At 31.2% G+C, this 23,868-nt stretch carries 28 protein-coding genes; 1 reads left to right on the forward strand and 27 read right to left on the reverse strand.

What is annotated here, in order from left to right:
• Window positions 1-18 precede the first annotated feature (18 nt).
• The 18 genes from I4V16_RS03345 to I4V16_RS03430 form a co-directional block, all read right to left on the reverse strand.
• The gene (locus I4V16_RS03345) at window positions 19-333 is read right to left on the reverse strand and encodes a 50S ribosomal protein L7ae-like protein (RefSeq protein ID WP_049176925.1); all 315 of its coding nucleotides are present in this window, start codon (window positions 331-333) and stop codon (window positions 19-21) included.
• On the reverse strand, window positions 326-592 hold the full coding sequence (locus tag I4V16_RS03350; protein ID WP_049176924.1) for a YlxR family protein: 267 nt from the start codon (window positions 590-592) through the stop codon (window positions 326-328). The genes I4V16_RS03345 and I4V16_RS03350 overlap by 8 nt, the downstream gene beginning before the upstream one ends.
• A 12-nt stretch (window positions 593-604) precedes the next feature.
• Window positions 605-1,687 (reverse strand): transcription termination factor NusA, encoded by a 1,083-nt coding sequence (gene nusA, locus I4V16_RS03355; RefSeq protein ID WP_027097541.1) that lies wholly within the window; start codon window positions 1,685-1,687, stop codon window positions 605-607.
• Window positions 1,688-1,703: 16 nt separating this feature from the next.
• A complete protein-coding gene (gene rimP / locus I4V16_RS03360; protein ID WP_049176923.1) occupies window positions 1,704-2,165 on the reverse strand; it encodes a ribosome maturation factor RimP in 462 nt (153 codons plus the stop codon).
• A gap of 395 nt (window positions 2,166-2,560) precedes the next feature.
• Window positions 2,561-3,610 carry a flavodoxin-dependent (E)-4-hydroxy-3-methylbut-2-enyl-diphosphate synthase gene (ispG, locus tag I4V16_RS03365; protein WP_049176921.1) on the reverse strand — a complete coding sequence of 350 codons (1,050 nt, stop codon included), beginning with the start codon at window positions 3,608-3,610 and terminating at the stop codon, window positions 2,561-2,563.
• Window positions 3,611-3,624: 14 nt separating this feature from the next.
• The gene (locus tag I4V16_RS03370; protein ID WP_049176918.1) at window positions 3,625-4,638 is read right to left on the reverse strand and encodes a M50 family metallopeptidase; all 1,014 of its coding nucleotides are present in this window, start codon (window positions 4,636-4,638) and stop codon (window positions 3,625-3,627) included.
• An 11-nt stretch (window positions 4,639-4,649) separates the two neighbouring features.
• Entirely contained in the window at window positions 4,650-5,810 is a 1,161-nt protein-coding gene (gene dxr, locus I4V16_RS03375) for a 1-deoxy-D-xylulose-5-phosphate reductoisomerase (RefSeq protein ID WP_049176917.1), read from the reverse strand.
• 19 nt (window positions 5,811-5,829) lie between these two features.
• Window positions 5,830-6,753, reverse strand: coding sequence for an AI-2E family transporter (locus tag I4V16_RS03380; RefSeq protein WP_242974230.1), 924 nt, complete (start codon window positions 6,751-6,753; stop codon window positions 5,830-5,832).
• Between the two features lie 128 nt (window positions 6,754-6,881).
• Entirely contained in the window at window positions 6,882-7,676 is a 795-nt protein-coding gene (locus I4V16_RS03385; protein ID WP_099329154.1) for a phosphatidate cytidylyltransferase, read from the reverse strand.
• A 15-nt stretch (window positions 7,677-7,691) separates the two neighbouring features.
• A complete protein-coding gene (locus tag I4V16_RS03390) occupies window positions 7,692-8,462 on the reverse strand; it encodes an isoprenyl transferase (RefSeq protein ID WP_195541905.1) in 771 nt (256 codons plus the stop codon).
• Between the two features lie 69 nt (window positions 8,463-8,531).
• Complete coding sequence (gene frr, locus I4V16_RS03395; protein ID WP_027097533.1) at window positions 8,532-9,089, reverse strand: ribosome recycling factor; 558 nt, start codon at window positions 9,087-9,089, stop codon at window positions 8,532-8,534.
• Window positions 9,090-9,099: 10 nt separating this feature from the next.
• Complete coding sequence (gene pyrH, locus I4V16_RS03400; protein WP_027097532.1) at window positions 9,100-9,813, reverse strand: UMP kinase; 714 nt, start codon at window positions 9,811-9,813, stop codon at window positions 9,100-9,102.
• A 70-nt stretch (window positions 9,814-9,883) separates the two neighbouring features.
• The gene (gene tsf / locus I4V16_RS03405) at window positions 9,884-10,795 is read right to left on the reverse strand and encodes a translation elongation factor Ts (protein ID WP_099329156.1); all 912 of its coding nucleotides are present in this window, start codon (window positions 10,793-10,795) and stop codon (window positions 9,884-9,886) included.
• Window positions 10,796-10,885: 90 nt separating this feature from the next.
• Window positions 10,886-11,587 (reverse strand): 30S ribosomal protein S2, encoded by a 702-nt coding sequence (gene rpsB, locus I4V16_RS03410; protein ID WP_027097530.1) that lies wholly within the window; start codon window positions 11,585-11,587, stop codon window positions 10,886-10,888.
• 309 nt (window positions 11,588-11,896) lie between these two features.
• Window positions 11,897-12,673 carry a GTP-sensing pleiotropic transcriptional regulator CodY gene (gene codY, locus I4V16_RS03415; protein WP_111937891.1) on the reverse strand — a complete coding sequence of 259 codons (777 nt, stop codon included), beginning with the start codon at window positions 12,671-12,673 and terminating at the stop codon, window positions 11,897-11,899.
• 153 nt (window positions 12,674-12,826) lie between these two features.
• On the reverse strand, window positions 12,827-14,932 hold the full coding sequence (topA, locus tag I4V16_RS03420; RefSeq protein WP_099329158.1) for a type I DNA topoisomerase: 2,106 nt from the start codon (window positions 14,930-14,932) through the stop codon (window positions 12,827-12,829).
• A 41-nt stretch (window positions 14,933-14,973) separates the two neighbouring features.
• Window positions 14,974-15,984 (reverse strand): DNA-processing protein DprA, encoded by a 1,011-nt coding sequence (gene dprA, locus I4V16_RS03425; protein ID WP_049176904.1) that lies wholly within the window; start codon window positions 15,982-15,984, stop codon window positions 14,974-14,976.
• Window positions 15,985-15,999: 15 nt separating this feature from the next.
• Window positions 16,000-17,523: a YifB family Mg chelatase-like AAA ATPase gene (locus I4V16_RS03430; RefSeq protein WP_049176991.1), complete on the reverse strand. Its 1,524-nt coding sequence runs from the start codon at window positions 17,521-17,523 to the stop codon at window positions 16,000-16,002.
• 184 nt (window positions 17,524-17,707) lie between these two features.
• On the opposite strand from I4V16_RS03430, the gene I4V16_RS03435 reads away from it, so the two are divergent.
• Window positions 17,708-18,064 (forward strand): YraN family protein, encoded by a 357-nt coding sequence (locus I4V16_RS03435; RefSeq protein ID WP_243282784.1) that lies wholly within the window; start codon window positions 17,708-17,710, stop codon window positions 18,062-18,064.
• A gap of 53 nt (window positions 18,065-18,117) precedes the next feature.
• Here the strand turns inward: I4V16_RS03435 and I4V16_RS03440 are convergent, their stop codons facing one another.
• The 9 genes from I4V16_RS03440 to I4V16_RS03480 all read right to left on the reverse strand — a co-directional run bounded on the left by I4V16_RS03440 (window position 18,118) and on the right by I4V16_RS03480 (window position 23,855).
• A complete protein-coding gene (locus I4V16_RS03440) occupies window positions 18,118-18,924 on the reverse strand; it encodes a ribonuclease HII (RefSeq protein WP_049176900.1) in 807 nt (268 codons plus the stop codon).
• A 16-nt stretch (window positions 18,925-18,940) separates the two neighbouring features.
• Complete coding sequence (ylqF, locus tag I4V16_RS03445) at window positions 18,941-19,783, reverse strand: ribosome biogenesis GTPase YlqF (protein ID WP_049176898.1); 843 nt, start codon at window positions 19,781-19,783, stop codon at window positions 18,941-18,943.
• A gap of 81 nt (window positions 19,784-19,864) precedes the next feature.
• Complete coding sequence (gene rplS / locus I4V16_RS03450; protein WP_027097522.1) at window positions 19,865-20,212, reverse strand: 50S ribosomal protein L19; 348 nt, start codon at window positions 20,210-20,212, stop codon at window positions 19,865-19,867.
• A gap of 120 nt (window positions 20,213-20,332) precedes the next feature.
• Window positions 20,333-21,049 (reverse strand): tRNA (guanosine(37)-N1)-methyltransferase TrmD, encoded by a 717-nt coding sequence (trmD, locus tag I4V16_RS03455; RefSeq protein ID WP_049176896.1) that lies wholly within the window; start codon window positions 21,047-21,049, stop codon window positions 20,333-20,335.
• Complete coding sequence (gene rimM, locus I4V16_RS03460) at window positions 21,039-21,536, reverse strand: ribosome maturation factor RimM (RefSeq protein ID WP_049176894.1); 498 nt, start codon at window positions 21,534-21,536, stop codon at window positions 21,039-21,041. The genes trmD and rimM overlap by 11 nt, the downstream gene beginning before the upstream one ends.
• 58 nt (window positions 21,537-21,594) lie before the next feature.
• Window positions 21,595-21,822, reverse strand: a complete 228-nt coding sequence (locus I4V16_RS03465; RefSeq protein ID WP_027097519.1) for a KH domain-containing protein — start codon at window positions 21,820-21,822, stop codon at window positions 21,595-21,597.
• A gap of 46 nt (window positions 21,823-21,868) precedes the next feature.
• On the reverse strand, window positions 21,869-22,114 hold the full coding sequence (rpsP, locus tag I4V16_RS03470; RefSeq protein WP_027097518.1) for a 30S ribosomal protein S16: 246 nt from the start codon (window positions 22,112-22,114) through the stop codon (window positions 21,869-21,871).
• Between the two features lie 36 nt (window positions 22,115-22,150).
• Window positions 22,151-23,506, reverse strand: coding sequence for a signal recognition particle protein (gene ffh / locus I4V16_RS03475; protein ID WP_049176892.1), 1,356 nt, complete (start codon window positions 23,504-23,506; stop codon window positions 22,151-22,153).
• Between the two features lie 19 nt (window positions 23,507-23,525).
• Entirely contained in the window at window positions 23,526-23,855 is a 330-nt protein-coding gene (locus tag I4V16_RS03480) for a putative DNA-binding protein (protein WP_027097516.1), read from the reverse strand.
• Window positions 23,856-23,868: the final 13 nt, after the last annotated feature.

Below are 23,868 nucleotides of genomic sequence, written 5' to 3' on the forward strand. Positions count from 1 at the left end.
CAGTCACCCCCGAATATTTTACTTCATATATTTTTCCTCCTCGTAAAGAGCATTAAGCTTATTAGCCATATTCTGGTCTAAAATAGCTAGGATTTTAACCTCTGGTCTTCCAACTGCTCCTCCTAATTCCTCTTTTGAGAAATCTTCAATATATGGTATATTATTTTCCTTACAATGATTTTTAAACTTTTTTCTTGTCGCTTCTGATGCATCTGGAGAAATTATAAATAGAAAAAGCTTTCTTCTATTTCTCTCCTCATTGCATTTACTGTAACCCTCTAATATGTTACCTGACCTTTTTGCTAAACCTAAAAAATTAAAAAACTTATTCATTCTCAATTTCTTCCTTTAGCCTATTATATATATCTTCGCTTATAGCTACATCTAGGTTTCTACTTAATCTCTTAGCTTTAAATGCCTTTTCTAAGCATTCTCCACTTTTACATATATAAGCACCTCTACCTGATTTCTTTCCAGTTAAATCAACAGAAACTTCACCCTCTGGACTTTTAACAACTCTTATTAATTCCTTCTTAGGCTTCATTTCCATGCATCCTGTACACATTCTTAATGGTATCTTCTTAACTTTCATAAAAACACCTCATTATTCAGTTACAGTAGCTTCTTCACTTTCTTTTAAAGCTTCTGCTTGAGATTTGCTCTTTATATCTATCTTCCAGTTAGTTAACTTAGCTGCTAATCTAACGTTTTGACCTTCTTTACCTATTGCAAGTGATAATTGATTATCATCAACTACAACCTTTGCAGACTTGTTATCTTCATCTACTTCTACACTTAATACCTTTGCTGGACTTAAAGCATTTGAAATAAATTCTTCTGGAGATTTACTCCACTTAATTATATCTATCTTTTCATTCTTTAATTCATTTACTATATTTTGAACTCTTGCACCCTTAGGTCCAACACAAGCTCCCATTGGATCTACAGATTCATCATTTGAGTAAACAGCTATCTTACTTCTAGATCCTGCTTCTCTTGAAATGCTCTTTATTTCTACAACTCCATTATAGATTTCAGGAACTTCAAGTTCAAATAATCTCTTAACTAATCCTGGATGTGTTCTAGAAACATGTATTTGAGCTCCCTTTGATCCATTCTTAACTTCAACTATATAAAGCTTAAGCTTTTCGTTGAACTTATATTCTTCATTAGGTATTTGCTCATTTGGTCCTATTACTCCCTCAAGCTTTCCAAGGTTAACAAAAACCATTCCCTTATCTTTTCTTAAGATTGTACCAGTAATAATATCAAATTCTTTTTCCTTGTATTCATTGTAAATGATATTTCTTTCAGCTTCTTTTATTCTTTGTGTTACTACTTGCTTAGCTAATTGCGCTGCAACTCTACCAAAGTTCTTTGGAGTAACTTCTATTTCTACAATATCATCTACATCATATTTTGGGCTTATTTCCTTAGCTTCTTCTAAAGAGATTTCAGTTACATCATCGTATACTTCATCACAAACTACTTTTTGTGCATATACATGTATTTCCCCTGTTTCTCTATGCATGCTAACCCTAACATTTTGAGCTGAAGTATTAATATTTGCATAATTCTTTTTATATGCTGCAACTAATGCATCCTCTATTGTTGTGAATATTAATTCTTCACTAATCCCCTTTTCTTTTACTAGTTCTTTTAGAGCGCCTATAAACTCTTCATTCATTATTATATCCTCCTTGCTATATCTCCCCATCCAAATTAGCTTTTTTTATCTTATTTTTTGGTATAGTAACATCTTCTCCATTATTAACAACTATTGAATCTTCTGTTACATCTTTTAATATACCATTAAAATTTTTACTTCCATTAACTGCTCCATTTAGCTTAATTGCTACTTCTCTTCCTACAAATCTCTTATAGTGGTTATCATTATATAAACCTCTATTAAGACCTGGTGAAGATACTTCTAAATAATATGAATCTGGAATTGGATCCTCTTCATCTAGCATAGTACTAACTCTTCTAGAAAGCGTTTCGCAATCTGTAAGACTTATGCTTCCTTCTTCCTTATCTATGTATATTCTTAGAAAATTCTCTCCGCTCTCTTTAACATACTCAACATAGTATAATTCATAGTTTAATTCATCTGCAATTGGTTGTATTAGAGCTGATACCTTTTCTACTAACCCATCTTTTTGCATCTTTAAACCTCCTTTACAATATTCAATTTTCTCAAGATTATTATTCCCAAATACTAGTTTAATATTTTTTACCTAATCAAAAACGCAACTATTGTAGTAGTTGCGTTACAAATAGAAAGAGCGGGTATTTCCTCCCACTCCTTTTTTCTAGCTATCTGAAATAAAATCTTCTTAAATTAGAATATCATACTTTTTTCAATAATACAAGTAATTAGATAAAATTTTACATCAATTAGGGTTTATCACAATCTATTCCTCCATCTATACACCCCTCTCTTAAGGCTAAAGATGCAATCACCATTTATCTTCACTTAAAAATAAGGCTCCTTATATTGAATTATGCAAAAAGAGACTTAGTCAAAATCTAAGTCCCTTCATCATATTTCTATATTTAATTAAAGTAACTCTATTTCCTTCATTAATTCTTCAATTAAATCCTCTTCTTTGCACTTTTTAATTATTTCACCTTTTTTAAATATAATGCCTTCGCCTTTACCGCCAGCTATACCAATATCAGCCTCTCTAGCCTCTCCTGGTCCATTAACTATGCATCCCATAACAGCAACTTTTATATCTTTATTATTACCTTCAAGTCTTCTCTCAACTTCATTTGCAATTTCAATAAGCTTTATTTGTGTTCTTCCACATGTTGGACAAGAAACAAATTCTAGGCCACCTTTTCTTAATCCTAAAGCCTTTAACATTTCCTTTGCAACCTTAATTTCCTCAATTGGATCACTTGTAAGAGAAACTCTTATAGTATCTCCTATTCCTTCTGCAAGTAATGTACCAATACCTATACTTGACTTTATTGTTCCTCTAAATGGAGTTCCTGACTCAGTAACCCCTAAATGAAGAGGATAATCAACCTTTTCACTCATAAGTCTATAAGCATCTATCATCATTCTAACATCTGAGGATTTAATAGAGATTACTATATCATTAAAATCTACTGCTTCTAATATTTTAACATGAGCTAGCGCGCTTTCTACTAATCCTTTAGCTGTAGGCTTTCCATCTCTCTCTAGAATCTCTTTTTCTAAAGAACCTGAATTCACACCAATTCTTATTGGAATATTTTTAGCCTTACAAGCTTCAGCAACCATTCTCACTCTTTCAATACTTCCAATATTTCCCGGATTAATTCTAACTGCTGATATACCATTTTCAACAACTTTAAGAGCTAATCTATAATCAAAATGTATATCTGCAACTACTGGAATAGGTGATTGTTTTACTATTTCTTTAATTGCTTCAGCAGCCTCCATATCAGGCACTGTACATCTTATAATTTCACATCCTGCGTTATAAAGCTCTCTAATTTGCTTTAATGTAGCTTCAACATCTCTTGTATCTGTATTAGTCATAGATTGGATTGTAACAGGAGCATCTCCTCCTACATATACCTTTCCTACTTTTACTTTTCTTGTTAACTTTCTATCCATTTTATCCTACACTCCTAAAAACTAATAGGGAAAATTATATCCTTTATTGTTACTAAGATCATAATACCTATAAGTAGCATAAATCCTACTGTATTTAGAGCCCCTACTATTTTGTCTGGTACCTTTCTTCTTGTTATTAATTCTATAAATAATATAACTGCCCATCCACCATCTAAAGCTGGGAATGGTAATAAATTAAACACTGCTATGCTAACAGAAAGTATTGCAACAAGCTTCATTAAGTTCCATACACCTACTTCTGCTGCACCTGCTGACATCTTAATTATTGTAACAGGACCTCCAACATCAGTTTTTAAGTTGGCTTCTCCTGTAAATATCATTTTTAACCCTTTAAAAGTTTGAGAAATCAAAGATGCAGTTTCATTAAAACTTTCCTTTATACTACTTAATATACTAGGATTTTCTTCACCCTTGAAATAAACTCCTATCATATATCTTCCTTCATCCTCTATGTATGCAGGTTGTATAGTTACTGTATCTTTTAGTCCTCCTCTTTCATACTCAAGGTCAATTGTTTTTCCTTTATTCATATTTACGCCAACAGAAATATCGCTATTTGTAAACACTTTGCTTCCATTTACTCTAGTTATTCTATCTCCTGGCATTAATCCTGCTGAAGCAGCTGGTGTTCCAGCCTCAATTCTATCTAAGCTTGTAGTTGCAAATCCAAAAATATTAAATATAGTACTTAAAATAACTATTGCTAAAACAAAATTCATGAAAGCTCCAGCTAATATTATAGAAATTCTTCTTAGTGGTGATTTAGCTGAAAAACTCCTCTCGTCATCTACAGCTTCTTCTTCCCCTAACATTTGAACATATCCACCTATAGGTAATAATGAAAGGGAATATCTTGTTTCTTTTCCTTGATGGGAAAGTATTTTTGGTCCCATACCTATAGAAAATTCAACAACCTTAACACCATTTAATTTTGCTGCTATAAAGTGTCCAAATTCATGTACTATGATTAATAAACCAAACCCTAAAATCGCCAAAATATAATTCAATGTCTTTCCTCCTAACCTCTATTACGCGCTACATATTCTCTTACTTTTCTATCTAATTCAATTACGTTATCTAAGGATAACTCTTTTTGGCATTCAACACTAAAGTAATTTATAGCTTCTTCAATAATATCTCCTATTTCTAAGAATTTTATCTTCTTATCTAAGAAAAATTGTACAGCAACTTCATTAGCAGCATTTAAAACTGTTGGAACTAAGCCACCCTTTTTCCCAGCTTCATACGCAAGTCTTAGACATTTAAATGTTTCTAAATCTGGTTTCTCAAAAGTTAATTTTGATATTTCCCAAAAATCAATAGATTTAGCTACTTCTTTTTTTCTCTCTGGATAATTCAATGCGTATTGTATAGGAAGCCTCATATCTGGAGATCCCAGTTGAGCTATTATACTTGCATCTTTATATTCAACCATAGAATGTATAATGCTTTGAGGATGAACTACAACTTGAATATTATCATAACTACAATTAAACAACCAATGAGCTTCAATTACTTCAAGTCCTTTATTCATTAATGTAGCTGAATCTATTGTAATCTTCTTTCCCATACTCCAATTTGGATGATTAAGAGCCTCTTCTAAAGTTATCTCCTTTAAATCATCTATTTTTCTTCCTCTAAAAGGACCACCAGATGCAGTTAATATTATCTTCTTTAAGCTATCTAAGCTATTTCCTCTTAAAGACTGAAATATAGCACTATGTTCTGAATCAACTGGAAGAATTTTTACTCCATTATCCTTTGCTGCCTGCATAACTAATTCCCCTGCAACAACAAGAGTCTCCTTATTTGCAAGAGCAATGTCTTTCTTTGCTTCAATAGCTGCCATTGTAGGCTTTAACCCTATCATTCCTACAACTGAAGTAACAACAATATCTATTTCTTCAAGGGATGCTATTTTTATTAGCCCTTCCATTCCTTCAAGAACCTCAATATTAAAATTATTCTCAGTGCAATATTCTTTTATCTTTAAAGCTGAGTCACTATCCATCATTCCTACATATTTTGGCTTAAACTCATCTATTATTTCTATCATCTTTCCTACAGATGAATTAGCAGTTACCCCAATTAATTCTAACTCTTTATTAGATTTTCTAATTACATCTAAAGTTTGAAGTCCTATTGACCCTGTTCCCCCTAATATTGAAAGTTTCTTCATGTCCTTATCCTCCTAATTGCTACTTATCTTCTCCATAGATTATATCCTTAGCTAGAATCCCATACATAGGGCCTACAACTATTCCAAGAATCCCAAATAACTTAATACCTATATATATAGATAATAAAACTAATAAGGGATGTAATTCTAGTTTATCACTTAAAAATTTTGCTTCAAGAACTTCTCTAATAACTTGAACTAAAATATATAAGCATATTAACCCAAAAGCTACTATATAATCTTCTACTATAATATTGTATATTATTATAGGTACAAATACAATTATTGTTCCTACATAAGGTAATATGTCTAATATTCCACAAATAACACCAAGTAAAACTGCTTTTGGCACCCTAAACACCATAAATCCTATAATTATTTCAAGAGTTGATATTAATACTAATATAACCTGAATACCTATCATTTGCTTAAAGTTACCACCTTGATACTTAGCTTTATACAATATATCTTTTGGTATCAATCTTTTAACTAAATCCTTCATTTTTTCTTTATCTACTAAAATAAAAAAAGCACATATATTGCCTATAAAGAATGCTGCTATTCCTTCTCCTGTTGTTATAGCGCCTGTTTTTATAAAATCCTGATTTAATATAGATATAACACTACCCGCAATACTTTTCCCATCTCCTATATCAATAAATCCAATATAAGTTCTAATTAAATCTTCTATAAGTTTAATATTTCCCTCATAAAGTTTTTTTAATAAAACGAATATACTGCCACCAAGATAAATAATAAATATCACTAAGGCTAAATTTACAAATAAAATTGATAATGCTCCTGCAATTTTATCATGTACATTTAACTTTATAAAAAACTTGTATAACGGATTTGCAATAAGAAACATTATAACCATCCATATAAAGGGTTTGAAATAGTATTTTATAGTTAATGTTAGAACCGTTATTATTAATAAAAGCATAATCAAATCAATTAGTTTCTTATATCTTCTTCTAAACTCCAAAAAACCCCCTCCCTTGCACATACATTAAAATATATGCAAAGAAAAGGGGTTATATTTACAGAAATAAAACATAATATTTTTTTAATTTACAATGATAATATAAAAGTTAAGTAATAAAATACTATCAATCCTGAGAATAATATTGAATCAAACCTATCTAATATACCACCATGACCCGGAATAAGATTACTATAATCCTTTATTCCAACATATCTTTTTACAGAAGATGCTACTAAGTCACCAAACTGACTAAATACTCCACATAATGCTCCTATAATAAAGAAATGATATATTGGGAAAGTAGCTATATATCCTTGGGCAACAAATCCTAATATTCCACAAGAAATTGTTGACCCTATAAGTCCTCCAATAGAACCCTCTATAGTTTTCTTAGGACTTACTTTTGGACATAACTTTGTTTTTCCAAATAATCTACCAGCATAATATGCAGTCGTATCTGTCATCCATGATCCTATAAATATTAGCCATACATAAAAAGCTCCACCACTTTTTTCACTTACTAGGTATATAAAACTGAACAAAATGCCCACATATAAGAATCCTAGCAAAGTAATTGCAACATCAATAAAGTTATACTTTAAATCTATTACTGGTATTATTAAAAGTATAAATGTTGCTAAAATTATCATAAAAATAAGCTTTTCAAAATCATTATTAAACAAATAGAATAGTATTAATAAAATATATCCTACCATTTCAATTGGTTTAAAATCTTTTTCTTTTAACGCTTTATAAAATTCATACATTCCAAAAGCAGATAAAATGAAAGTAAATATTTTTAGAGGTAAACCTCCCCAAAATATAAATAATATAAATGGTGCTATCATAAGTGCACCTAGATATCTGTTATCTGATTTCAATACCTTCACCCCAATCTATTTTATTCCACCAAAACGTCTATCTCTGTTTTGGTAATCATAAATTGCTCTTTGTAAATCCTTCTCCTTAAAATCAGGCCAATTAATATCTGAATACCAAAACTCTGAATATGCACATTGCCATAAAAGAAAATTACTTAATCTTTGTTCTCCTGATGGTCGAATTATTATGTCTGGATCTGGCATTCCTGCAGTATATAAATAATTATTCACTAGACTATCATCTATATTATTTATATCTATTTTTTCATCTTTATAATCATTGGCTATTGCTTTTATTGCTCTTATAATTTCATCTCTTCCACCATAATTTAAAGCTACATTCATAACTATTCCATTATTATTTTTTGTTCTTTCTTTCGCTCTCTCTATTTCACCTATACACTCTTCTGGTAGTCTAGAGATATCTCCAAGAACATTTATAACAACACCATTTCTATCTAATTCATCTATTTCTTGCTTCAAGTATTGAACAAGTAACTTCATTAGCGCTCCAACTTCTTCTTTAGGTCTCTTCCAATTTTCAGTTGAAAATGCATATAAAGTCATGTATTTAATGCCAAGTCTATCCCCTTCTTTAATTATGCGTCTTATGGTTTCTACACCAGCTTTATGACCCATAGTTCTTGGAAGATTCCTTTGTTTTGCCCATCTTCCATTACCATCCATTATAATAGCTACATGTTTAGGGATATTATTCATATCTAATTCTATATTTTCGTCATTATCGAAGTTATTCTTTTTCTTATTCTTAAAAAAACTAAACAAGGTTGGCCCCTCCCATAATATCTAATTAACAAAAAACCTGCCCTAGGAGCAGGTTTTTTATTTGCTAGCCTAAATTGACATTATTTCCTTTTCCTTAGCTGAAATTATGTTGTCAATTTCTTTAACGTAAGAATCAGTTATTTTTTGAACTTGATCCTCACCCTTCTTAATTTCATCTTCTGATATATCTGAATCCTTCTTTAATGCCTTTATCTTTTCATTAGCATCTCTTCTTACAGATCTAACTGCAACTTTAGCATCTTCACCTGTTTTTTTAACATTCTTAACTAAGTTCTTTCTAGTTTCTTCTGTTAATTCAGGTATTATTAATCTTATTACTGAACCATCATTTGAAGGATTTAATCCTAAATCCGACTTAAGTATAGCTCTTTCTATATCTTTTAGTAATGGTTTTTCCCAAGGTGTTATCATAAGTACTCTTGGTTCTGGAGCAGATACATTGGCAACTTGATTAAGTGGACATAAACTTCCATAATACTCTACTTGAATTCTGTCAAGCATAGTTGGATTAGCTCTTCCTGCTTTCATAGTCGATAGCTCTGAATTAAGAACTGAAATAGTCTTTTTCATTTTTTCTTCTGAATTCTTAATAATGTCCTTGATCATTTTAACCCTCCTACTTTTTTGATACAAGCGTTCCTATTTTTTCGCCTTGTGCAGCTCTTTTGATATTTCCAGGTTCATCTAAACCAAATACAAGTATAGGAATATTATTATCCATACATAAAGAAGTAGCTGTTGAATCCATTACTTGTAATCCTTGTTCAAGAACCTCTATATATGATAGTGTATCATATTTTTTAGCATCTGAATACTTATGAGGATCCTTATCGTATACTCCATCAACTTTTTTAGCTAATAATATTACATCTGCTTCTATTTCTGCTGCTCTTAGTGCTGCAGTTGTATCAGTTGAAAAATAAGGATTTCCAGTTCCTGCTGCAAAAATTACAACTCTTCCTTTTTCAAGATGTCTCATAGCTCTTCTTCTAATGAAAGGTTCTGCAACTTCCTTCATTTCTATAGCAGTTTGAACTCTTGTCATTACTCCAACTTGTTCTAACGAATCTTGTAATGCTAAAGCATTTATACAAGTAGCTAGCATTCCCATGTAGTCAGCAGTAGTTCTATCCATACCTTCACCGCTTCTACCTCTCCAAATGTTACCGCCACCAACAACGGCACCTACTTCAATACCCATATTTACAAGTTCTTTAATTTCTAAAGCTATTCTTGTAGCTACATTAAAATCTAAACCGAATCCATTTTCTCCTGCTAAAGCTTCACCTGATATCTTTAGCATCACTCTCTTATACTTAGAATTAGACATCTCTATACCTCCAACGTAAATTCCTATATCTTTAAAAAAAGAGAACACTTAGTGTTCTCTTTGGTTTTAACTATTTACCCATTTGCTTTGCAACTTCTGCAGCAAAATCTTCAACAACTTTTTCTATACCTTCGCCTCTTTCAAATCTTACGAAGCTATTAACAGTGATTGGAGAACCAACTTCTTTAGATTTTTCTTCAACAAGCTTTGTTATGCTCTTATCTCCATCTTTAACCCAAGCTTGATCTACAAGACATACTTCTTTATAGTATTTCTTGATTCTTCCTTCAACCATTTTATCAACGATCTTTTCTGGCTTACCTTCATTAAGAGCTTGAACTCTGTAGATTTCTCTTTCCTTTTCTACAGCTTCCTTATCAACACCTTCTTCATTTAAGAATAATGGATTTGCAGCTGCAACTTGCATACAAAGTTCTTTAGCTAAATCTACAACAACTTGAGATTCAGTTTCGCATCCTAATTCAACAACAACACCGATTCTTCCACCACCGTGAATATAAGTTTGAACTGCACCATTAGCAACTTCAACTTTCTTGAATCTTCTTACTGTCATGTTTTCACCTAAAGTAGCAATTAAAGCAGTTAAAGCTTCTTGAACTGTTTGTTCTTCATTGTACTTTTCGTTTAAGAATTCTTCAACAGTTGTAGCTGTTGTATCAACAACCATCTTAGCTAGTGAATCAGCAAAAGCTACGAATTGTTCATTAGCAGCAACGAAGTCTGTTTCACAGTTAACTTCTACAATACCAGCCTTTTTATTATCTTCTGTAATATATGTCTTAACAAGACCTTCAGCAGCAACTCTTCCTGCTTTCTTTGCAGCAGCAGCTAATCCTTTTTCTCTTAAGAATTCTACAGCCTTTTCTATATCTCCATTAGTTTCTGTTAAAGCCTTTTTGCAGTCCATCATTCCTGCGCCAGTCATTTCTCTTAATTCCTTAACTGATTTTGCAGTTATCATATTCATTTCCTCCTTTATATTAAGTAACCCTTATCATTTAGGTTAAAAGGTAAATGAAGAATTCTTCACCTACCTTTTTTACATAGCTAATTATTCAGCTAATTGCTCACCTTGTCTTCCTTCGATGATTCCGTCAGCCATTTTAGCAGTTATTAACTTAACGGCTCTTATAGCATCATCGTTACCTGGAATTACGTAATCAACTTCTTCTGGGTCACAGTTAGTGTCAACTATAGCTACTACAGGAATTCCTAAAATCTTAGCTTCTGAAATAGCATTCTTTTCTTTTCTTGGGTCAACTATGAACATAGCTCCGATGTTTTCGCAGTCTAAGTTTCTGATTCCACCAAGGTTCTTTTCTAACTTTTCTAATTCTCCCTTAAGCTTTATAACTTCTTTCTTTGGAAGAACTTCGAAAGTTCCATCTTCTTGCATTCTTTCGATTTCAGCTAATCTCTTAATTCTAGTCTTTATTGTTTCGAAGTTAGTTAACATTCCACCTAACCATCTGTTGTTAACAAAGTGCATGTTTGATCTTATAGCTTCTTCTTGGATAGCTTCTTGAGCTTGTTTCTTAGTTCCAACGAATAAGATATCTTTTCCTTCTGCAGCAACTTCCTTAATAAAGTTGTAAGCTTCTTCAGCCTTCTTTACAGTCTTTTGTAAATCTATGATATAGATTCCGTTTCTTTCTGTAAAGATGTAAGGAGCCATCTTAGGGTTCCATCTTCTAGTTTGGTGACCAAAGTGTACACCAGCTTCTAATAATTGTTTCATTGATATTACTGACATTTTCTTACCTCCTGGTTTTTCCTCCACTACCTTCTTCACAAGTAGCTACCTAATAGGCACCAACTACCTGCATTGGGTAATGTGTGTATTTTATTACCTTTGTTAGTATACCACAAGGTTTTTATTGTATCAACAAAATTTTATATTATTTTTATCCATCTCAAAAATAATATAAAATATACTCATTACAATTTTCCCCTTCATAAAAAATAACTATTCATAAAATACACTTTTCCACATAATAATGTATTTTATAATTTTATATATTAAAAAATCTGTATCTAAAACAGATACAGATTTTAAAACAAACTATTTAATCTTTTTTAACTCATCTAATAACTTTTCATTAAGTATTCTTATATGAGTTCCCTTCATTCCAAGAGATCTTGATTCTATTACTCCAGCACTTTCAAATTTTCTTAAAGCATTAACTATAACACTTCTTGTTATACCAACCTTATCAGCTATCTTTGAAGCTACTAAAAGCCCTTCAGTTCCATCTAATTCATCAAATATATGTTCTACAGCTTCTAGTTCTGAATAAGATAAAGTTCCAATAGCTAGTTGTACAACAGCTTTCTTTCTTGCTTCTTCCTCTATCTCAACTTGTTTTCCTCTAAGCATTTCTATTCCAACTATTGTTGCACTATATTCAACTAAAACCAAATCATCATCAGTAAAACTTCTACCAAATCTTGCAAGTTGTAATGTTCCTAATCTCTCTCTATTTCCTACTATAGGAACAATTGTAGACAGCTTGTCTTCTGCCATACAATCTCCTTCACCTTCAAAAACACAATAACCTTTATTAGGTAAATTAGATATAGTTTCTGTAATATTAAGAAGTTTTTCATTGTAATCTGCTGGAAATCTTCTTTCCTCCATTATTTTCTTCTTCATCACATGACATTCGAAATCTTTTGCGAAAGTATATCCTAATATTTTTCCTTTTCTACTAGCAATATACACATTACATTCTAACACTTCGCTTAAAAGCTTACATATATCTTCAAAAGCAACTGGCTCTGTTCCTGATTTCTGCAATATCTTGTTCAACATCCTTGTTTTGCTAAGTAATGATGACATATAACTCCCCCTTAAATAATCTATTAAAATTCAAGTATATTTTAAATTTTCATAATTTTTAAAATTTTTATTCTTTTTACTATAGACTATCTCAGTTTATCATACAGAGCCATTTATTTCAACTCCATTTTTGTTCTTTCGACATTTTTATTACTATTGATTATCTTCTTTGTCAGTTTTTTCTTCCTTCTTAATAACTTCTTTATATCCACATTCACTATTTGAACATTGTACATAATTTCCATCTTTTTTAGAATATTTTAAAACCATATACGCGTTACACTTAGGACACTTGTCTTTTACCGGTTCATTCCAGCTTACAAACTTACATTCAGGATATCCAGAACATCCAAAGAACTTTTTACCTTTTTTACTCTTTTTAACAACAATCTTTTTACCACATTCAGGACATGGCACATCTAGCTCTTCCACTATTGGCTTAGCATTTTTGCATTCAGGATAACCTGGACATGCAAGAAAGTCACCATATCTTCCTCTTTTTATAACCATCATTCTTCCACACTTATCACATGGAACATCACTAACTTTATCTTCAATCACTACTTTTGCAACTTCTTTTTCAGCCTTATCTATAGCTACCTTCAATGGTTTGAAGAATTCATCTACAACTTCTCTCCATTCTTCGCTACCCTCTTCAATATGATCCAGCTTCTTTTCCATATCAGCAGTAAACTCTACATCTACAATTTGATTGAAATAATCACTTAAAATCTTATTTACTATAAATCCTAACTCTGTAGGAATAAGATTCTTCTTTTCTCTAAGTACATAACCTCTACTTAATATTGTTGAAATAGTAGGTACATATGTACTTGGTCTTCCTATTCCCTTTTCCTCCATAAGTTTTACAAATGAAGCTTCAGTAAATCTTGCAGGAGGTTGAGTAAAGTGTTGCTTTCCTTCTATGGATTCCTTCTTTAAAACTTCCCCTTCTTCTAAAACTGGAAGAATAACTCCTTCTGCATCTTCCTCATTAGAATACTGATATAGTTTCATAAAACCATCAAAGTCAATTGTTGACCCACTAGCTTTAAATTTATAATCACCATTCGTTATATCTATTGAATTTGTATTCAATCTGCATGAAGCCATTTGACTTGCCATAAATCTATTCCAAATTAATGTATATAATTTATATTGCTCACTAGTTAAATTTGCTTTTGCAACCTCCGGAGTAATTTCAACATAAGTAGGTCTAATAGCTTCATGAGCATCTTGGATATTTTTCTTTCCTTTATACTCCCTAGGCTTTTCTGGTGAATATTCTTCTCCATAAGTACTCTTAATAAATTCTAAAGCCTTTCCTTGAGCTTCTTCTGAAATTCTAACAGAGTCTGTTCTCATATATGTTATAAGACCAACCGTTCCATGTCCCTTAACTTCAACACCTTCATATAAAACTTGTGCTACAGACATGGTTCTCTTTGTCATAAAATTAAGCTTTTTACTTGCTTCTTGTTGAAGTGTACTTGTAGTAAATGGTGGAAGTGGATTTTTAACCTTTTTACCTTTTTTGATCCCAGCTACTACAAATTCACCTTTTTCTAGTTCTTTAACTATAATTTTAGCTTCATCTTCATTTTTTATTTCAATCTTTTTGCCATTTTTTGTAGACAACTTAATAGGAAATTTCTTTCTTTCCTTTTTCATTACACAATCAACTGTCCAATACTCTTCTGCATTAAAAGCTTTTATCTCTTCTTCTCTATCACAGATAAGCTTTAAAGCTGCTGATTGAACTCTACCTGCACTTAGCCCCCACTTTACATTTCTCCATAAAATAGGACTAATCTCATATCCAACTAGTCTATCTAATACTCTTCTAGCTTGTTGAGCATCAACTAAATTTATATTTATTTTTCTAGCTTGTTTTATTGATCCTTTTACAGCAGTCTTAGTAATTTCATTAAATACTATTCTACATTGAGAATCTTCTGATATCTTTAAAAGATTTGCTAAATGCCACGAAATTGCTTCTCCCTCACGGTCGGGGTCAGTTGCAAGATAAACTTTATCAGCTTTTTTTGCTGCTTTTCTTAACTTATCTATTAATTCTCCCTTACCTCTTATTGATATATACTTTGGCTCATAATTATTTTCTATATCAACACCCATTTTACTTTTAGGCAAATCTCTAACATGCCCCATAGATGCTTCAACTGTATAATTTTTTCCTAAATATTTTGCGATTGTCTTAGCCTTTGCAGGTGACTCTACTATAACTAAATTTTGACCCATATAAAAACTCCATTTTTATGGAGCCTTCACCCCCTTAAAACTCACGTAATCTTTGCATAATAATTGCCAGGAAGGCTAACTATTTCATTTCTAATTTGCATTTCAAATAATACCTTAAACAAAGCAGCCCTGTCAATACAAGACTTTTCAACGATTTCATCTATATGTGTTGGCGCCTTTGCTATAACAGATAATATTTTTCTCTTTATTGGAGATATTATTCCTTCTTTCTTTGGAATTTTTAATTCCAAAATAGAATATAGATCCCCCATTCCACTAAAAATCTGTGCACCATCTCTAATAAGCTTATTACATCCATTACTTCCTTTTGAAAAAATTGATCCAGGAACAGCCATTACTGATTTTCCTTGTTCTGCAGCATAATTAGCCGTAATTAAAGAACCACTTTTACTCGATGCCTCAGCAACTATTACTAATCTACTTAACCCACTAATTATCCTATTTCTCATTGGAAAATGGTATGGAAGTGGCTTAGTGCCTGGTAGAAATTCCGAAATAATCAATCCAGTATCTTCAACATTTTTAAATAATGATGCATTTTGTTTTGGATATACAATATCTATACCACAACCTAAAACAACAATAGTGTTTCCACCATCTTCTAATGCTGTTTTATGTGCTACTGAATCTATCCCTTTAGCACCTCCGCTTATTATTGTGATATTATAGCTAATTAATTCTTTTGTCAATAGTTTTGTAATTTGTGCACCATACTGAGTACACATTCTTGAGCCAACTATACCAACTATATCTTCATTAAGTAATTCTATATTTCCCTTATAAAACAAACCATATGGTGGTTCATCTATATTCTTTAAATCCTCAGGATATTGGGGATCACTATATGTAACAAGCCCTATATTATCTTTAGCTAATATCCCTACATATTCCTCTGCATCTTGTAATGAAGAATTACTAAAAGTACTGTTTAATTCATCATAAACAACTTTTTCGTTTCCATATCTCTCAATAAGAGAAATTTTATCCGAATTTGATATATTTAACATTATTAACCATATCTTATATTTCATAAACTGTCTACCCCTTTACACAATTTCTCCATGATAATCCCTCCTATAATTTATTCCCTCTAGAATGTTTTCTTCTAATATATCCTTATTTCCATCTAAGTCTGCAATAGTTCTTGATATCTTTATAAGCTTTCCATATCCTCTTAATGAAGGACTATTTAAATCAAAATAACTTTCTAATATGCTCTCTATACTTTTTGAAACTCTACACAATTCAAAAACATCTTTTCCTCTTATTTCTGAATTATATTTATACTTAGTCCCTTTTAACCTTTCTTTCTGAACTTCTATTGCCTTAATTACTCTCTCCTTCATTTTCAAGGAAGAATACATTTCATTATTATTTCTTATTTCTTTATATCCTACCTTTGGTACATAATTATATAGATCAATTCTGTCCCTTAAAGCTTTTGACATTCTATTTAAATATTTCATCTTTTGATTCTCACTACAAGTACATCCATCTACATCGCCATTTTCTAACCCACTCTTACCACATGGACAAACATTAAATGAACCTATCATTATAAAATCACATGGTAATTCATAACTTCCATATAATCTATTAATTTTTATTTTTCCCTCTTCTAATGGTTCTCTCAAAACCTCTAGCACATCTCTTTTAAACTCTAATATCTCATCTAAAAACAGCACCCCTCTATGTGCTAAAGTAATTTCTCCAGCTTTAGCAATATTTCCTCCACCAATTAAAGCTCCTTTTGTAATTGAATGATGAGGATTTCTAAATGGTCTTTTTACATTACATAATTTATCGTTTCCAGCTATACTATAAACCTTAGCAACCTCAAGTTCTTCCTCTTTAGTTAAATCAGGTAATATGGATTGAAGCGCATTTGCTAACATAGTTTTCCCTGCTCCTGTACTACCGTAAATAAGTATATTATGATTTCCTGCAGCAACTATTTCCATTGCTCTTTTAGAACTTTCTTGCCCTATAATATCGCTGAAATCTAAATACTTTTCCCTAGATACTTCTTCTAATAAAAATGAATCATAAGGCAACATATCTCTATAATTCAAAAAAGATATACTTTCTTTTAAATTACTTAAAGGATAATATTTTGCCTCCTTAATATACTTACATTCATTTAAGTTTTCATAAGGTAATACAAAATTCATTTTCCCTTCACTAACACCAGCTAATATTATTGGCAGTGTCCCCTTTACCCCTTTAATATCTCCTGCTAATGATAACTCTCCAAATAAAATGTAATCTTCTATATACTCAGAGTTAATTTGCTTAGAGCAAGCTAGTATACCAATAGCAATAGGTAAATCTAATAATGAGCCTATCTTTTTTACATCCGCTGGTGCTAAGTTAACTACTATCCTTCCTAGAGGAAATTCGAATCCACTATTTACTATTGCTGATCTCACTCTTTCTTTAGCTTCTTTTATAGCAGCATCTGGTAGTCCAACAATACTGAAGTATGGAATCCCTCTTGTAATATCAACTTCAACATCTATAAGCTGCCCTTCTAATCCAGAGTAAGTGGCACTAATTATTTTTATTGCCATGCGCTCAATCCCTTCTATACAATTTCCTCTTAGATTATTACCAATATAATTTATACTAAACATAAAACCCCGCTTACATTAACCAAATAAAGGTAATAATTATTTATATAAATAAAAAAATATATAAACACATAAATATACAAATACTTAAATATATAAATACGGGAGTTATAAAATGAAAAATATGAACAAACTAATAGGCAACCACGGTGAAGACATCGCTGCTAATTATTATTTAAATAATGGCTACACTACTCTTGATAGAAATTTTCTAATTAAAAAAGGTGAGCTGGATCTAATTGTAAAAAAAGATGACGTCATAGTATTTGTTGAAGTGAAATCTAGAAGTAACAACTCCTTCGGTACTCCTTGCGAATCAGTAACATTCTCAAAGCAAAAAAATATAAAGTACTTATCTAAATACTATTTAACTATTCATAATCTCTATAACTATTATGTTAGATATGATGTGGCAGAAATATATTTTAACTACTACGATAATTCGTACAAATTAAATATAATAAGTGATGCTTTTAGATAAAATAAAAAACAAAAAAGAACTCTTAAATAAAACTTTAGAGTTCTTTTAAATAATTATAATATTTTTGTTAAAAAACTTTTTCTATGTATTTCACATGGCCCAATTGTTTTTAAAGCTTCTACATGCTTAACAGTTCCATATCCTGCATTTTCATCAAAATAATATTCAGGATACTTCTTTGAATATTCTTTCATTAAGTTATCTCTATATACCTTTGCTAAGATCGAAGCAGCAGCAATAGTAGCACTTTTAGCATCACCTTTAATAACATATTTATTCTCTATAGTAATATTTTTTACCAAATAACCATCAGACAAAACTAAATCAGGTTTTATTTTCAAACCATAGCAGGCTTCTAAGAATACATTATTATTGCAATAAGCAATTCCTTTACTGTCTATATCTTCATTTGATTCTTCAGCTATATGATACGCAAGTGCTTTTTCTTTTATTATTTGGGCTAATTCTTCTCTCTTCTTTTCAGAAATCTTTTTAGAATCATTTAGCCATAAAATTAGTTCATCATCAATTACATTTAAATCTAAAATTACAGCACAAGACACAATAGGGCCAGCAAGCGGACCTCTTCCAACTTCATCTACACCCGCAATATATTGATAGTTTCCAAAACTCTTATCAAAAGCATACATTACTTTAACTCTAGAAATCTCTTTAATAATTTTATCTCTATTCTTTTGAAGAGATTCTCCTAGCTTTACAACATTTTTTCTACTATCAGAAAGGAGTAAATCTATGTATCTTTTAATTAATTCGCTATTATAATCTTTTTCTATATTTATATTAGAAACAATTTTCTTTATCTCATTAAACTTAAGTTGATTAAAATCTACACTATTCATACCCTAATACCTTTCACTATGGACGTTCCAAAGTTATATTTCCAATTTTTCCGCCTCTAAATTCATCTAAAAGAATAACTGCTATTCTCATATAATCAATTTCGCTACCCTTCATTAAACATCCTCTTTTTCTAGCTATAGCATCCAAAGTATCTAAAGGATTTTCAAATATCTCATCAATTTTATATCTTTCCTTTAACTTTTCAGGATAATAAGTTTGTAATCTTTCTACAAGTTTATAAGCTAATTCTTCTGAATCCATTACTTCATCCTTAATAGCTCCTGTAAAAGCAAGATTTAGTGCTGTTTCTTCATCTTCAAACTTTGGCCATAAAACACCTGGCGTATCAAGCATTTCTACACCTAACGGAGTTTTTATCCATTGCTTATTTTTAGTAACTCCAGCCCTATCTCCTGTCTTAGCTATATTATTCTTAGCCATTTTATTTATAAATGTAGACTTACCACAGTTAGGAACACCTACAACCATTACTCTTGTTATTATTTTTACTAAACCTTTTGCCTTTAATCTATCATGCTTTTCTTTTAATAACTCCAGAATTGCAGGCTTAATTGCATTAAGGCCACTTCCAGTTAAACAATTAACTTCAAGTACCTTAACATTTTCAGAAGATAAGTGCTTAATCCATTGCTTTGTAACACTCTTTTCTGTTAAATCACTCTTGTTTAATAAAATTATTCTTGGCTTATCTCCCACCAATTTATCTATATCTGGATTTGCTGAACTTCTAGGAATTCTAGCATCCCTTATTTCTATAACAGCATCCACTAACTTTAAATTTTCTTTTATTTCTCTTTGAGTCTTTTTCATATGACCTGGAAACCAGTTTATTGCCATATAATTTCCCTCCTTCACGCTAGTTTAATTCTAAATATTAAAAAAGGAGACTTCATAAAAGTCCCCATTTTTATAAAGAAATTATCTAACTAATTCTTTAACCTTAGCAGCCTTACCTACTCTGTCTCTTAAGTAGTATAACTTAGCTCTTCTTACTTTACCTCTTCTAGTAACTTCAATCTTTTCGATGATTGGAGCGTTCATAGGGAAAGTTCTTTCAACACCAGTTCCGTAAGCAACTCTTCTTACAGTGAAAGTTTCTCTGATTCCACCGTTTTGCTTTTTAATAACTGTTCCTTCGAAAGCTTGAACTCTTTCTCTGTTACCTTCTTTAATCTTTACGTGAACTCTTACGTTGTCACCAACGTTGAATTGTGGTAAATCAGTTCTGATTTGTTCTTGCTCTATAGCTCTTAATATTTCGTTCATTGTGCATTCCCTCCTTAAAGATAATTTGACGTTCTTACCGAAGCCTAGTTCAGCAGAGGAGCGCCCGTACTAGCACAAACTATATTCTAGCATACAACTTTATCTAACGCAACATAAATATTATAATCTATCATCCTTTAAAATTTTCATATCCTCTTTAGTAAGTTGAATGTTTTTATAGAGATCTTTTCTTCTTTCTTTTGTTATAAGTAAAGATTGTTTTCTTCTCCACTTCCTTATATTTTCGTGATGACCAGAAAGCAATACTTCAGGTACTCTTTCACCTTCATATACTTCTGGTCTAGTATATTGTGGATATTCTAATAAGCCATCAGAATAAGATTCATCCATAAAACTTTCTTCTTTACCTAAAACACCTGGTATAAGTCTTAAAACAGAATCAATAACAGGAATAGCTGCCATTTCTCCTCCAGTAAGAACAAAATCACCTAAAGATACTTCCATATCAATATACTTATATGCTCTTTCATCTATACCTTCATAATGACCACATAAGAAAATTAAATTTTCTTCTTTTGAAAGTTCTTGTGCCATTTCTTGGTTAAAGGTTTTACCTCTAGGTCCTAGAAAAATTACCTTTCCTGAATTCTTTTCTTTTGCAGCTTTTATAGAATCAATTATTGGTTGAGGTGTCATAACCATTCCTGCACCTCCACCATATGGATAATCATCAACTTTCTTATGTTTATTTAAAGAATAATCTCTTATATTATAATACTCTAAATTTACAAGACCTTTTTCCTTAGCTCTTCCTATAATAGAATGATCAAATATGGAAAACATCTCCGGAAAGAGAGTTAAAATACTAATCCTCATCTTGCCATTCTCCTACTGGTCTTATAAGAACTTTCTTTTCATCTATATTAACATCTAGTACTATATCTCTTAACACTGGAATTAATAATTGTTTAGGTTTTTCAATCCAATAAACATCATTATTAGGAGTTTGCAATACATCGTATATTTTACCTAAGTCTTTCCCATCTGTATCATATACTGTGCATCCCACTAAATCTACAACATAATAAGTATCCTCAGGTAGTTCAGGCTCTTGTTCCCTTAAAACTTGTAGATACTTTTGCTTATACATTTCTGCATCATTCATAGAGTCTATTCCCTCTAATTTAAGAATAACTCTATCCTTTTGGAACTTTACTCCTTGGATTTCAACCCACTTATCATCAATTAAAACTTTTCCATATCTTTTAAAATTGTTAACATCATCAGTAAAAGACATTACCTTTACTTCTCCCTTTATTCCATGAGTATTAACAATTTGACCTACTTTGAAATATTCACTCACACTTGTTCCCTCCTGTGTAAATGTATAAAAAGAGTTAGGTACACCCTAACTCTTTCATTTAGATTATTTCTACTACTACTCTTTTTTCTTCTTTAATTGCTGCAGCCTTTACTACGGTTCTAATAGCTTTCGCTATTCTTCCTTGTTTCCCAATAACTTTACCCATATCATCTTGAGCAACTTTAAGTTCTAAAATAATTGATTGCTCACCAACTACTTCATTTACTTCAACTTGCTCTGGATGATCAACTAAAGCTTTGGCTAATATTTCAACTAATTCTTTCATATAGTGCCTGTAATTATACTATAACTACAGTGTTCACCTCCAAAAATTACTTGTTAAGGCCTGCTTGGTCGAATAATCTCTTAACTACATCTGTAGGTTGAGCACCATCGTTTAACCATTTAGTAGCTTTTTCTTCATTAATCTTAACTTCAGCTGGTTCAGTTATTGGATTGTAGTATCCAATTTCTTCGATGAATCTACCATCTCTTGGGCTTCTTGAATCAGCAACTACTATTCTGTAGAAAGGAGCCTTCTTAGCACCCATTCTTCTTAGTCTTATCTTTACTGCCATTGTAATTTCACCTCCTTTTAAAATGTACTTATATTTCTAACTCATGAAAGGCATTTTTCCAAATAAACCTTTTCTAGATTTCTTTGTTAATGATTTAACCTGTTTCATCTGTTTCTTCATTGCTTCATAGCCTTTAATAAGTTTATTAACTTCTTGAATTGTTGTACCTGCACCTAATGCAACCCTCTTTTTTCTAGAGGAGGATCCAATTAAAAGCGAAGGATTTCTTCTTTCCTTTAAAGTCATTGATTGAATAATAGCTTTAGTTTTATCTAATTGCTTTTCACTCTTTTCAAAATCAATTTTCCCAACATTTTGAGATTCCATTCCAGGAATCATCTCCATAATCTTGTTTAAAGGACCAAGCTTTTTCATCTGTTCCATTGCAGTTAAGAAATCTTCAAAATTTAGTTCATTGGTCATCATCTTCTTAGCTAAGTCACCAGCTTCTTTTTCATCAATAGCCTCTTGTGCCTTTTCTATTAAAGATAATACATCTCCCATTCCTAAAATTCTTGATGCCATTCTCTCTGGATGGAAAACTTCAAAATCGCTCATTTTTTCCCCAACACCAATATACTTAATTGGTTTTTCAGTAATGCTTCTTATTGATAAAGCTGCACCACCTCTTGTGTCACCATCTAACTTTGTCAAGATAACTCCTGAAACATCAAGTTCTTTATTAAAACTTTCCGCAACATTAACAGCATCTTGACCAGTCATAGAGTCAACAACCAATAGTATTTCGTTAGGTTCAACTGCAGATTTCACATCTTTAAGTTCTTGCATAAGTTCTTCATCAATATGTAATCTACCAGCTGTATCTATAATAATTACATTATTACCATCATTTCTTCCTTGTTTAATTGCTGCTTTAGCAATATCAACAGGTGATACTTTATCTCCCATAGTAAATACAGGAATATCTATTTGTTTACCAACTACTTGTAATTGCTTAATTGCTGCAGGTCTATATATATCACATGCAACTAATAAAGGCTTTTTATTGTCCTTTCTTAATTGAAGTGCTAATTTTCCACACATAGTTGTTTTACCAGCACCTTGTAAACCTACTAGCATAATTACAGTTGGTCCATAACTTGAATAATTTAATTTACTCTCACTACCGCCCATAAGATTAGTAAGTTCTTCGTTAACTATTTTTATAACTTGTTGCCCTGGTGTTAAGCTTTCTAGAACGTCGCCTCCAACACACTTAGAACTAACATTAGATACAAAAGTTTTTACAACCTTATAGTTAACATCTGCTTCTAATAAAGCAAGCTTTACCTCTCTCATAGCCTCTTTTATATCTTTTTCATTAAGCTTCCCTTTTCCCCTTAATTTCTTAAAGGTACTTTGAAGTTTTTCTGATAATCCTTCAAAAGCCATATTAAACCTCCTAAATATATTACAACTCTTCTAACTTAAATCTTAATTCTTCAAGTTCTTCATTAGATAAAGAATACTTTTCCTTAAAGTCTTTTAAAAGAACTGTAATCTTTTTTTCACGTTTTATACTCTTTTGAAGTAAGTGAAGCTTACTCTCATATGATAGAAGTAGCTTGTAACATCTTTTAATTAAATCATGGATAGCTTGACGGCTTGTGTTATTTAATTCAGCAATTTCAGCCAAGGATAAATCCTCATTATAATAAAGCTCCATAATGTTACCTTGTTTTTCTGTTAATAATGGACCATAAAAATCCATTAATAAAGAAATTTCAACTCTATCTTCCATATAATCACCTTAC

The organism is Clostridium sp. 1001283B150210_160208_E6 (assembly GCF_015669365.1).
Taxonomy (GTDB): Bacteria; Bacillota; Clostridia; order Clostridiales; family Clostridiaceae; genus Clostridium; species Clostridium paraputrificum.

Excerpts from the sequence above, each read along its gene's own strand:
- ispG (WP_049176921.1), bottom strand. The coding sequence starts at position 3,610 with ATGGATAGAAAGTTAACAAGAAAAGTAAAAGTAGGAAAGGTATATGTA.
- codY (WP_111937891.1), bottom strand. The coding sequence starts at position 12,673 with ATGTCATCATTACTTAGCAAAACAAGGATGTTGAACAAGATATTGCAG.
- nusA (WP_027097541.1), bottom strand. The coding sequence starts at position 1,687 with ATGAATGAAGAGTTTATAGGCGCTCTAAAAGAACTAGTAAAAGAAAAG.
- I4V16_RS03430 (WP_049176991.1), bottom strand. The coding sequence starts at position 17,523 with ATGGCAATAAAAATAATTAGTGCCACTTACTCTGGATTAGAAGGGCAG.
- ylqF (WP_049176898.1), bottom strand. The coding sequence starts at position 19,783 with ATGGCAATAAACTGGTTTCCAGGTCATATGAAAAAGACTCAAAGAGAA.
- pyrH (WP_027097532.1), bottom strand. The coding sequence starts at position 9,813 with ATGTCTAATTCTAAGTATAAGAGAGTGATGCTAAAGATATCAGGTGAA.
- I4V16_RS03350 (WP_049176924.1), bottom strand. The coding sequence starts at position 592 with ATGAAAGTTAAGAAGATACCATTAAGAATGTGTACAGGATGCATGGAA.
- ffh (WP_049176892.1), bottom strand. The coding sequence starts at position 23,506 with ATGGCTTTTGAAGGATTATCAGAAAAACTTCAAAGTACCTTTAAGAAA.
- dxr (WP_049176917.1), bottom strand. The coding sequence starts at position 5,810 with ATGAAGAAACTTTCAATATTAGGGGGAACAGGGTCAATAGGACTTCAA.
- topA (WP_099329158.1), bottom strand. The coding sequence starts at position 14,932 with ATGGGTCAAAATTTAGTTATAGTAGAGTCACCTGCAAAGGCTAAGACA.
- rpsP (WP_027097518.1), bottom strand. The coding sequence starts at position 22,114 with ATGGCAGTAAAGATAAGACTAAGAAGAATGGGTGCTAAGAAGGCTCCT.
- I4V16_RS03380 (WP_242974230.1), bottom strand. The coding sequence starts at position 6,753 with ATGCTTTTATTAATAATAACGGTTCTAACATTAACTATAAAATACTAT.
- I4V16_RS03480 (WP_027097516.1), bottom strand. The coding sequence starts at position 23,855 with ATGGAAGATAGAGTTGAAATTTCTTTATTAATGGATTTTTATGGTCCA.
- rimP (WP_049176923.1), bottom strand. The coding sequence starts at position 2,165 with ATGCAAAAAGATGGGTTAGTAGAAAAGGTATCAGCTCTAATACAACCA.
- rpsB (WP_027097530.1), bottom strand. The coding sequence starts at position 11,587 with ATGTCAGTAATATCAATGAAACAATTATTAGAAGCTGGTGTACACTTT.
- I4V16_RS03440 (WP_049176900.1), bottom strand. The coding sequence starts at position 18,924 with ATGAATAGTGTAGATTTTAATCAACTTAAGTTTAATGAGATAAAGAAA.
- tsf (WP_099329156.1), bottom strand. The coding sequence starts at position 10,795 with ATGATAACTGCAAAATCAGTTAAGGAATTAAGAGAAATGACTGGCGCA.
- frr (WP_027097533.1), bottom strand. The coding sequence starts at position 9,089 with ATGATCAAGGACATTATTAAGAATTCAGAAGAAAAAATGAAAAAGACT.
- trmD (WP_049176896.1), bottom strand. The coding sequence starts at position 21,049 with ATGAGGATTAGTATTTTAACTCTCTTTCCGGAGATGTTTTCCATATTT.
- I4V16_RS03435 (WP_243282784.1), top strand. The coding sequence starts at position 17,708 with ATGAACAAACTAATAGGCAACCACGGTGAAGACATCGCTGCTAATTAT.
- I4V16_RS03465 (WP_027097519.1), bottom strand. The coding sequence starts at position 21,822 with ATGAAAGAATTAGTTGAAATATTAGCCAAAGCTTTAGTTGATCATCCA.
- dprA (WP_049176904.1), bottom strand. The coding sequence starts at position 15,984 with ATGAAATATAAGATATGGTTAATAATGTTAAATATATCAAATTCGGAT.
- I4V16_RS03345 (WP_049176925.1), bottom strand. The coding sequence starts at position 333 with ATGAATAAGTTTTTTAATTTTTTAGGTTTAGCAAAAAGGTCAGGTAAC.
- rplS (WP_027097522.1), bottom strand. The coding sequence starts at position 20,212 with ATGAACGAAATATTAAGAGCTATAGAGCAAGAACAAATCAGAACTGAT.